The sequence below is a fragment of the Nocardia vinacea NBRC 16497 genome (assembly GCF_000308835.1).
Lineage (GTDB): Bacteria > Actinomycetota > Actinomycetes > Mycobacteriales > Mycobacteriaceae > Nocardia > Nocardia vinacea.
Genome location: NZ_BAGN01000362.1, coordinates 1 through 8512, shown reverse-complemented (window position 1 = coordinate 8512; position 8512 = coordinate 1). Strand labels below are relative to the sequence as shown.

At 65.1% G+C, this 8512-nt stretch carries 8 protein-coding genes, 1 tRNA gene and 1 pseudogene; 6 read left to right on the top strand and 4 right to left on the bottom strand.

Annotated elements, in window-relative coordinates:
• Positions 1–459, bottom strand: a 459-nt coding sequence (locus ON44_RS34415) for a DUF6597 domain-containing transcriptional factor (RefSeq protein WP_506333352.1), incomplete at its 3' end; no start/stop codon positions are given.
• A gap of 96 nt (positions 460–555) precedes the next feature.
• Between ON44_RS34415 and ON44_RS34410 the strand changes: the two genes are divergently transcribed.
• The 3 genes from ON44_RS34410 to ON44_RS34400 all read left to right on the top strand — a co-directional run bounded on the left by ON44_RS34410 (position 556) and on the right by ON44_RS34400 (position 2411).
• A complete protein-coding gene (locus tag ON44_RS34410; RefSeq protein ID WP_040698443.1) occupies positions 556–1422 on the top strand; it encodes an NAD(P)H-binding protein in 867 nt (288 codons plus the stop codon).
• 97 nt (positions 1423–1519) lie between these two features.
• Positions 1520–1595 (top strand) — tRNA-Gly (locus ON44_RS34405).
• Positions 1596–1718: 123 nt separating this feature from the next.
• Positions 1719–2411, top strand: coding sequence for a hypothetical protein (locus tag ON44_RS34400; RefSeq protein ID WP_040698440.1), 693 nt, complete (start codon positions 1719–1721; stop codon positions 2409–2411).
• 687 nt (positions 2412–3098) lie between these two features.
• On the opposite strand, the gene ON44_RS53565 is transcribed toward ON44_RS34400, so the two are convergent.
• The 3 genes and pseudogenes from ON44_RS53565 to ON44_RS48815 form a co-directional block, all read right to left on the bottom strand.
• Entirely contained in the window at positions 3099–4142 is a 1044-nt protein-coding gene (locus ON44_RS53565; RefSeq protein WP_051182740.1) for a pentapeptide repeat-containing protein, read from the bottom strand.
• 239 nt (positions 4143–4381) lie between these two features.
• Complete coding sequence (gene purN, locus ON44_RS34390) at positions 4382–4996, bottom strand: phosphoribosylglycinamide formyltransferase (RefSeq protein WP_040698437.1); 615 nt, start codon at positions 4994–4996, stop codon at positions 4382–4384.
• 129 nt (positions 4997–5125) lie between these two features.
• Positions 5126–5389 (bottom strand): annotated as a pseudogene (locus tag ON44_RS48815) (transposase); the annotation flags it as partial.
• A 181-nt stretch (positions 5390–5570) separates the two neighbouring features.
• Here ON44_RS48815 and ON44_RS52100 point away from each other — a divergent pair.
• The 3 genes from ON44_RS52100 to ON44_RS34375 form a co-directional block, all read left to right on the top strand.
• Complete coding sequence (locus ON44_RS52100; RefSeq protein WP_218007685.1) at positions 5571–5945, top strand: hypothetical protein; 375 nt, start codon at positions 5571–5573, stop codon at positions 5943–5945.
• Positions 5911–6666 carry a protein kinase family protein gene (locus ON44_RS34380; protein WP_218007684.1) on the top strand — a complete coding sequence of 252 codons (756 nt, stop codon included), beginning with the start codon at positions 5911–5913 and terminating at the stop codon, positions 6664–6666. Before ON44_RS52100 ends, ON44_RS34380 begins: the two co-directional genes overlap by 35 nt.
• A 687-nt stretch (positions 6667–7353) precedes the next feature.
• Positions 7354–8512, top strand: a 1159-nt coding sequence (locus ON44_RS34375) for a toll/interleukin-1 receptor domain-containing protein (protein WP_157187418.1), incomplete at its 3' end; no start/stop codon positions are given.

Sequence of the window (8512 nt, the reverse complement as noted above, 5' to 3'; positions counted from 1 at the left end):
AGAAGTTCGCGGTGGGTGCGTTGCGTCGAGTCGTTCGGAGATGCGTTGTGGAAGAACCTCTTCCAGGAACGGCAGGACCTTTTCCGTTGGCAGCGTGGCGAGTTCGTTCGCCGATTCGGCGGCGACACCGGGGAGGTCGGCGAGACGGACGACACGATCGGCGAGCTCAGCGGCGGGGACGCCGAGCAGTTGGCGGGTGGCACCGGGGGCCAGGTGCAGGCGGGCGCAGCCAGCGGGTTTATCGGCCGTGGAGTACGAGGCGCGGGTCTGTGGGCCGAGGACCAGTGCGTCTGGGCGGTCGGCAGTACGCAGCACGATCGTCGTCCCGGCGTGCGGCACATGTGTGAACGGCAGGGACGTATCGGTGGCGGTGGGGAAGCGCCCCAGCTCGATGATCCACGGACGCAGCGATTCCGGCGCGGGCACCGTGGCTTCGATCAGGTCTACCTGCATGGTCACCCGCCCCACTGTAAGCAGCTCACGGCCGGATACAGCGCCCGAAGCCGTGCCGAAATTTCCTATCGAATCGGGTGGCACCGGCGGCACGCTCTCCTCATGATCGTCATCACCGGTGCCACGGGCACCATCGGCAGTGAAATCGTCCGTCAGCTGGCTGCCCGTGAGGTGCGGGTCCGCGCGGTGACGCGGAATCCGGAGCGGGTGCCCGCCGGAGTCGAGGTGGTCCGCGGCGACTACCACGACCCCGACTCGATGGCCACCGCGATGACCGGCGCGGACGTTGCCTTCCTCATCGGTGTCCTCGGCCCCGATGACGCCGAAACCGATCGCGCGCTGGTCCGCACGGCTCGCGACGCAGGGGTGCGCCGGATCGTCAAACTTTCCGCCATCGGCACCGGTGATCCGGAACTCGGCCGCGTCGGCACCTGGCATATGCCCGGCGAGCGGGCGGCCCGCGAAAGCGGTCTCGAATGGACGATCCTGCGTCCGACCAGCTTCGCCTCCAACACGTTGAGCTGGGCCGATGCCATCCGATCGGGCCGGCCCGTGCCGAATCTCACCGGGACCGGCAGCCAGGGCGTCATCGATCCACGTGATGTCGCCGCAGTCGCCGCCGAGGCTTTGCTGACACCCGGCCACTCCGGACACATCTACACCCTCACCGGTCCTGCGCTGCTCACCTGCGCCGACCAGGTCACCACACTCGCGGCGGTGCTCGGTCAGCCGCTCGATGTGGTCGACGTGCCGGAAGACGTTGCGCGCGAACACATGATCTCGTCAGGCATGTCCCCGGACTTCGCCGACGGCGCCCTGGCCGGCCAGGCCTACGTCCGCGCAGGCGGCAACGCGACGCTCACCGACGACGTCCACCAAGTCCTGGGCCGCACACCCCGCAGCTACGCCGAATGGGCCGCCGACCACGCCTCCTTCTTCACAGCTCTCGCAGACCACCACACTCCCTGATGCGCCACCTCGAATGTCCGATTTTCATTTGGACGTGATGACGGACTACAGTTTTGGACGCACGCCGTTGCGGCCCTCGGCCCCCAACGAAGCGCATGCGGATGTAGCGCAGCTGGTAGCGCATCACCTTGCCAAGGTGAGGGTCGCGGGTTCGAATCCCGTCATCCGCTCCACTAAAACACCAGGTCAGTAGCGTGAGCTACCCTGGTGTAGACGTGTATGTCACCACTTGTGTCACCACGTCACCATTGCGGTCTCAACGGCTTCTCAGGGCAACTACCGGCTCTGGAGGCTTCATGCTCACACCCCGCCCGCGACCCCGTAGCAACGGGTCGATCGCCTGGCAGGTTCCGTTCCACTACTACGACGAGACCGGGCGTCGACGGTCGACGTCGGAGACCTTCGACGACTTCGAGGCCGCGGTGCGCTGGTGTGAGCTGCGCCGGCTCGAACGCGCGGTCGAACTCGAGGAGCTGGCCCTGGCCGCCGCCGACGAAGCTGCCGAGGAAGCACAGCAGGCCAAAGACCTTGCAGCACAAGCTGCTACCGACGCACAAGAGCGCATTGCCGAGGTAGAGGCAGATCGTGACCGGGTGTACGAGGAGGCCGAAACCGTCCTGAAAGAAATGCGCGGACACCTCGACGCTGCCCGCGCGGCGCAAGCACACGCAGAGGGCGAACGGGACGCCGCAGTCACCAACGCCACGATCGCCGCCGACGAGATCGCAACTCTGCGCCAGCGGCTCGAAGACCAAGCCACCGAATACCAACACCAGCTCGAACAACGCGATATGGAGTACTCCCGCGCGATCACCGCCGCCCACACCATGGCTGACCGCGCCGCCCGCGAACACCGCCAACAAGTCAGCGAGATTCTGCGGACATACAGCGAACAGATCAGTGCGACGCACACCGATCGGCCGGCTGAACAAAGCACAGCCACAGCCGATCTGGTCGGTCCACAACATCAGCCGTCTGCCGAGGACTGAAGGTGGATCGGGCGCGGCGCTTCGCCTTCCACGCCGTGACTACGACTCCACGGCATGGCGGTATGCCGCGCGCGGTTCCGTCCGGATGGTATCCATCCTTGCAAGGTTCTGACCGCCGATAAGCGGGTCGAATCGGGGCTGTAGCAGTGACATCGAAGGATGGGCCGCGGCTTTCCGCCGGATTGGGCTGACTTGGCTCACAGGCCGATCACAGCCGAACAGAGCCGACCCCCTGGCACACACGACATGTCGGCACGGTGGCATTGCCGGGAGTCTGCGCCGGGGAGATATCTACGAGCCCCTCACCGCATCGATCACACTGGTAGCTGTTTCGGTATCGGTTCTCCTTGGACATGTAGCTGTACACCTACACCGCCGGGCGCACACGCCTGATCCGGCGCAGTGCTGGCATTGCACAACCTGGCCCCACTGGTAATCCACTTGCGTAATTCTTCACCGGCACAGACGCCGGGATGGGGCGATTCTTTCGACATAGGAATGTGCCGAAGAAACTTCCGCCGGGTCGCGGGAACCACCGGCCGCGCGTCTGGTGGTTGCTCGGGTTCTGTTGCCGGGCGTCCGCGGATCCTCCGACGTCTATGGCGGACTGGAAGTTCACGTGCCGCTGCCGAAGGGCCGCGGGTGTTGAGAACTGATCGATTCTCGACACCCGGCCGTTGTGGAAGGTCAGGATGTCGGAACAACAGGTGGCCAATCCTGTGGTTTGACATTGTTGGGCTTCTGGCTGACGTTCCGGTCCCAGTCGAATACCGGCGCAGGCGGACCCCACTGCCTTGGGCCGACGAACGAGATGGCTCCGCCGCTGAAATCCACCTTCTCGAACCATGCGGGGCCGGAGAAGGCCACGTCCTCGAACACGGCGCCGTTGGAGAAGGTCGCGCGATTGAACCGAGTGGTGCCGGAGAAGGTCGTGCGGTTGAACCAGGCGGCGCTGGAGAAGGTCGCGCGCGCGAACCAGGCGGGACCGGAGAAGGTCGCGCCGTCGAACCGTGCGGTGCCAGAGAAGGTCGCGCTTTCGAACCGCGCAGCGCCCGCGAACCTCACATCGTTGAAACCGACGTTCTCGAGATATGCGGTTCGGAAATCGAAATCGCTTGTTGACCAGCTGTATTCGGAATCGCGCCGGATGTGGTCCGCGATGACGCGGACGATGGTTGCGCGTACTTCTCTGTCGTTGTGCCGGTATTCGAGGTGGTGCTCCTGGTCGTCGGCGCGGGTGCCGTCGGCGGTAGCGCGGTGGTGCTTGAGGACCAGCTTGCTCTGGTGGTTGGCCCCGAGCTCGGGACTGTAGGGCAGGCGCAGGTAGCCGCACAGGACGTCGATACATTGCTGGCGGCGCAGTCCATCGGATTCGTCGGCCACACCGGCCATGGCATAGACCCCGGCGATACGAACCGCGACATCGGTGGCACCAAGCTGGGCGGCCGCGGCACCGAAGCGTTCGACGAACCGGCTCTGCTCGATATCACGTTGGCGCCGGTAGGCGATCACCAACGCGACCACCCCGCCAACCCCGGCAACGACGGTCAACGCGATCCGGGTCACATCGATCTCGGCAGCGGCCTTGGTCGCATCGACCGGGGTGATCCAGCGCAGGAATCTGTAGGCAGCGAACGCGACGCCCAATCCGCCGCAGAGCGCAAGGAAGACCGCGGGGAACAGGCCGATTCGTCCGGCGACGCGACCAATTGCCTTGTTGCGCTTTCCCATCCACACGAGCACAGCTCGATTGTGCTTGAAACCCTGTCTAACCGCCCGTAGTTCACACGCCGGAGGCTGATTCGTCGCGGTGCCAGTGTCGAAAAATCGATGGTGGGCTCAAATGGTCAGTGCGTCACGCCTGTTCAGGTGCTCAGCGTAGTCCTCTGCGGTGCTGCGGTTGGCCACACGGCGTCGAGCTTTTCTTGGGTGAAGCGCCTGGGTGCCACGCAATGGCTATCGCGGCGTGGTCAAGGCCGATTGTTGAGGTAGAGACGTTGTCCGGTGGCGATCTGCTGCACGACCAGGGGCAGGAGAGTGTGCTCGGCGGTCAGCACACGCGCAGCGAGTGTGTCGACGGTGTCGTCGGCGAGCACCGGGACCTCGAGCCGGGCGATCACTTCGCCAGTGTCGTATTCGTCGTCGACGATGTGGACCGACGGGCCGCTGACGGTGTCGCCGGAGTCGAGAACTGCCTGGTGAACGTGGTTTCCATGCATCCCGTGCCCGCCGAAGCGCGGCAACAGTGCTGGGTGGATGTTAAGGATTTTGGGCGCGAATTCCTTGCGGGTCCGCGGGCCGAGCTTCTTCATATAGCCGGCCGTGACGATTAACTCGACCGAATGCTCGACGAATGTGGCCCGGATGGCGTCGTCGAGTTGATCGGGATCAGGATGGGTCTTGCCCGACAAATGGCGGGTCGCGATCTGGTTCTCCCGCGCATACGCCAATCCAGGCGATCCACTGTTGTTGCTGATCACGGCCACTACCTCGAACCGCGCCGCGGGTTCGGCCGCCGCACGGTGCAGAGCCCGAAGGTTGGAGCCGTTGTGCGAGACGAGGACACCGACGCGGAGCTTGGACATGAACAGTAAGCTTTCCAGCTCAGGTCACCGTGCGCATTCTCCGATGCACCACTGGTGACCTCTGTGCCGCGCCGACCGATGCCGCTGTTGGCAACGTGAACGATTCGAGACATTCATGCCACTCGACTATCAACCACTACCAGTCACATCCCTACCGGGCGCAAGCGATGGTGGCTCAATGGTCAGTGCATCACCGCTTTTCAGATGTTCAGCGTAGACCTCTGCGGGGCTGCGATAGCCGTGGATCTTGCGGGGCCGGTGATTGAGTTCATGGGCGATGGCGTCGAGGTCTTCTTGGGTGAAGCGGCGCAGGTCGGCGTTTTTCGGAAGGTATTGGCGCAGGAGGCGATTGGTGTTCTCGTTGGTGCCGCGCTGCCAAGGAACGAATGGATCGTGCTCGCCCGACCTTGCTGATGATCTACACGTACAGTGCGGCCAAGGGGTATTTGGATCGGTCTTCACAAACATGGTCCCCGATGCCGTCCGCCCGTCCCAGGGGCGCACCGCCGGGTTATCCCTCGCGTGTGCGCGCCCTTTGGACGGACTCGAGTATCGCAGAGAGGTCGGTGCCCTGGTGGAGGTAGCCGTCGAGAAGCTCGACCCGTCGCGTGGTGCGCGTTTGGCTGCCTACAGTGCCGTCTCCACATCATTGGCGCTGTGCAGTGATCGCGAACTGCGCGACCTCGTGGATACGGCTGCGCCGCTGGGTTCTGGTATCGGCGGGACCTCCGCGTTGCTGGAGGTCGACGGGACACTGGTCTTCGTCAAGCGGCTGGCGCTGACCGATCTGGAAAGGCAGCCGGACAACGTCCGGTCCACGGCGAACCTCTTCGGGCTACCTGTCTTCTGCCATCCCGGCCTCGGGCCCCGGGAGCCCGGGATGGGGGGCCTGGCGGGAGTTGGCCGTACACACCATGACGACGAACTGGGTGCTCGCACGGGACCATGAGGGCTTTCCCTTGATGTACCACTGGCGGGTGCTGCCGCACACCGGGCAGGTGCTGCCCGAGGAACTGGCCGATGTGGAGAAAGTTGTCGCCTACTGGGGAGGCGGACCACAGGTGCGCCACCGGATCGAGGGGCTGCGGGACTCCTCGGCGAGCGTCGCACTGTTCCTGGAGTACATCCCGCAGAACCTGCACGACTGGCTGGAAGTTCAGGTCAAGGCCGACGACGAGACCGCCGTGCAGGCATGCACCATGGTGACGAAGGAACTCGAGGCTGGCATCTCTTTCATGAACGCCCGCGGGCTCCTGCATTTCGATGGCCACTTCCAGAACATCCTCACCGATGGCAAGCGGCTGTTCTTCACCGACTACGGCCTCGCGATCTCCTCCCGGTTCGACCTGTCCAAGGAAGAGGTCGACTTCTTCGCCGAACACCGGACCTATGACCGCTGCTACACCCTCACCCACCTGGTGCAGTGGCTCGTCGTCGCCCTGTACGGGTACAAGCAGGACGAGCGCATCGCGTTCGTGCACGCCTGCGCCCGAGGGGAACCCCCGACAGGAATTCCGTCTCAGATCGCGGCGATCCTCACCCGCCACGCCTCGCTCGCCGCAGTGATGACGGACTACTACCGCGAGTTCCGTTTCGAGAGCAGACAGACCCCGTATCCCCTGGAGGCGATCCGCCGGATCGGCGGGCCGGACAGCTCGTTCACCATCTGATGCCCCCCCGGGCGGCCAACAACAGGGCTGGATGCGGCAGGCCCCGGGTACTTTGATCCGCGTCTGCTGAACGGCCTGCCTACGGCCGAACGTACCGCGATTCTTCGAGGTCGGCCAGGCGTCGGCCGTGGCTTCGCACCGTCCGCCCAGACCCTCGTGCGGTTCCTCGTGGTAGCAGGCGACCGTCAGAGTCATCCACCGCTGCAATTCCCCCTGGGTGAGAACGGCTTTCGCGAACCGCAGTGGCTCACCGCTGGAAGTCATTTCGGTGATAGCGATCGGGGTGTCGATCGACGGATGGTCTTCGCCGCCATCTTCGGTCGATCGAGTGTCCGTTCGCGATCGCGGAGTTCGCGCCTTGATGAGCGCGGGATAAGAAGGTGGTAGCGCGTGTCCGTTCGGGCCTTCTCGAACGAACGACGCTAGCCCCGATATCCGCTGCGCGGTGGCGTTGCCGTCGCTGGCCTCATCTGGCGTTCTTCGAGCTGCTGGGTCGTCGGACGCACCGCCGCCACCACGTGATGCCACCGGGCATGTCTGGTCGTCAGGTGGACAACATGTAACCGGCGTGCAGGTCCGCTGTGAAGCTGGGTAGTGCACTACTCGTGACCTCCGCGTTTGGTGGCGTCAGCCTCGAATCATCGGTTCAGCGCGATTCAGTGATCCCGGTCCAGACGGGAGGTGAAGATGCCTGCGCGTGCTGCGGAAGTTCCGGAGTTGCCAGTTCGTGAGCAGGGGGAGTCGTTCGATTACGATGCCTTCGTCTCCTATGCCCACGAGGATCGACCGGTCGCGGCGGGAATCCAGAAGGGCCTGCACCGGATCGGCCGACGGGTGGGCCGCTTGCACGCGCTGCGGGTGTTCCGGGATGCCACCGACCTGACCGCCAGCCCGGATCTGTGGGGCAAGGTCACCGACGCGATGGACCGCGCCCGCTACCTGATCGTGGTGCTCTCCCCGCACGCAGTCACCTCGGGCTGGGTGAACAAGGAAGTCGCCCACTGGCTGCAAGTACGCGGGCCGGACCGGCTGATGTTCGTGGTGGCCCACGGACATCTGACCTGGGACGAACCCAGTGGGCGATTCGACCCAGACCGGTCCGATGTGGCGCTGCCAGTACTCACGGAGCGAGGGGTTCTCGCCGCGGAACCGTTCTATGTCGACGTCACCGACGACGCGCCGTGGGATCCGTCCGAGCCGATGTTCCGGGAGAAGGTCACCGACCTGGCCGCCCCGATTCACGGCAAACCCAAGTACGTTCTGGCCAGCGACGATGTCCGCGAGCTGCGCCGTTTCCGGCGCCTGCGCCGCGCCGCCATCGCCGGCCTGGTCCTGCTGACCGTAGTGGCGGTCGCCGCGGCCACGATCGCGCTCATGCAATGGGAGCAGGCGGTCAGCCAAAGACAAGAGGCGGTACGCCAACGCAACGAGGCGGTAGCGCTCGCCTTGGCCTCGGCTTCCCGCGACGCCGCCACCACCAATCCCGCGCTCGCGCTTGCGCTCGCCGCTGAGAGTGCTCGGGCGACCCCATCTCCCGTGCGGCAGGCCACCAGTGCAGTGGTGGACGCCCGAGTCGCTTTCGGCCAGCGGACAGCGCAGCAGGTTCGCGCTCCGCTCGCGGGCCACGCCGGCACGGTGTCCGACGTGGCGTTCAGTCCGGACGGCACCCGGCTGGCCTCCGCAGGCAACGACGGTGTGCGGCTTTGGGACCCTGCTAGCGGGAAGCCGGTCGGACAACCACTCACTGGACACATCGGCGGGGTGTCCAGCGTGGCGTTCAGCCCGGATGGCACGCGACTGGCCTCCGCAGCCGGCGGCGCCGTGTGGTTATGGGACCTTGTCAGCG

Coding starts and splice junctions, on each gene's coding strand:
- ON44_RS34410 (WP_040698443.1), top strand. CDS start 556: ATGATCGTCATCACCGGTGCCACGGGCACCATCGGCAGTGAAATCGTC.
- ON44_RS34400 (WP_040698440.1), top strand. CDS start 1,719: ATGCTCACACCCCGCCCGCGACCCCGTAGCAACGGGTCGATCGCCTGG.
- ON44_RS53565 (WP_051182740.1), bottom strand. CDS start 4,142: ATGGGAAAGCGCAACAAGGCAATTGGTCGCGTCGCCGGACGAATCGGC.
- purN (WP_040698437.1), bottom strand. CDS start 4,996: ATGTCCAAGCTCCGCGTCGGTGTCCTCGTCTCGCACAACGGCTCCAAC.
- ON44_RS34380 (WP_218007684.1), top strand. CDS start 5,911: ATGACGACGAACTGGGTGCTCGCACGGGACCATGAGGGCTTTCCCTTG.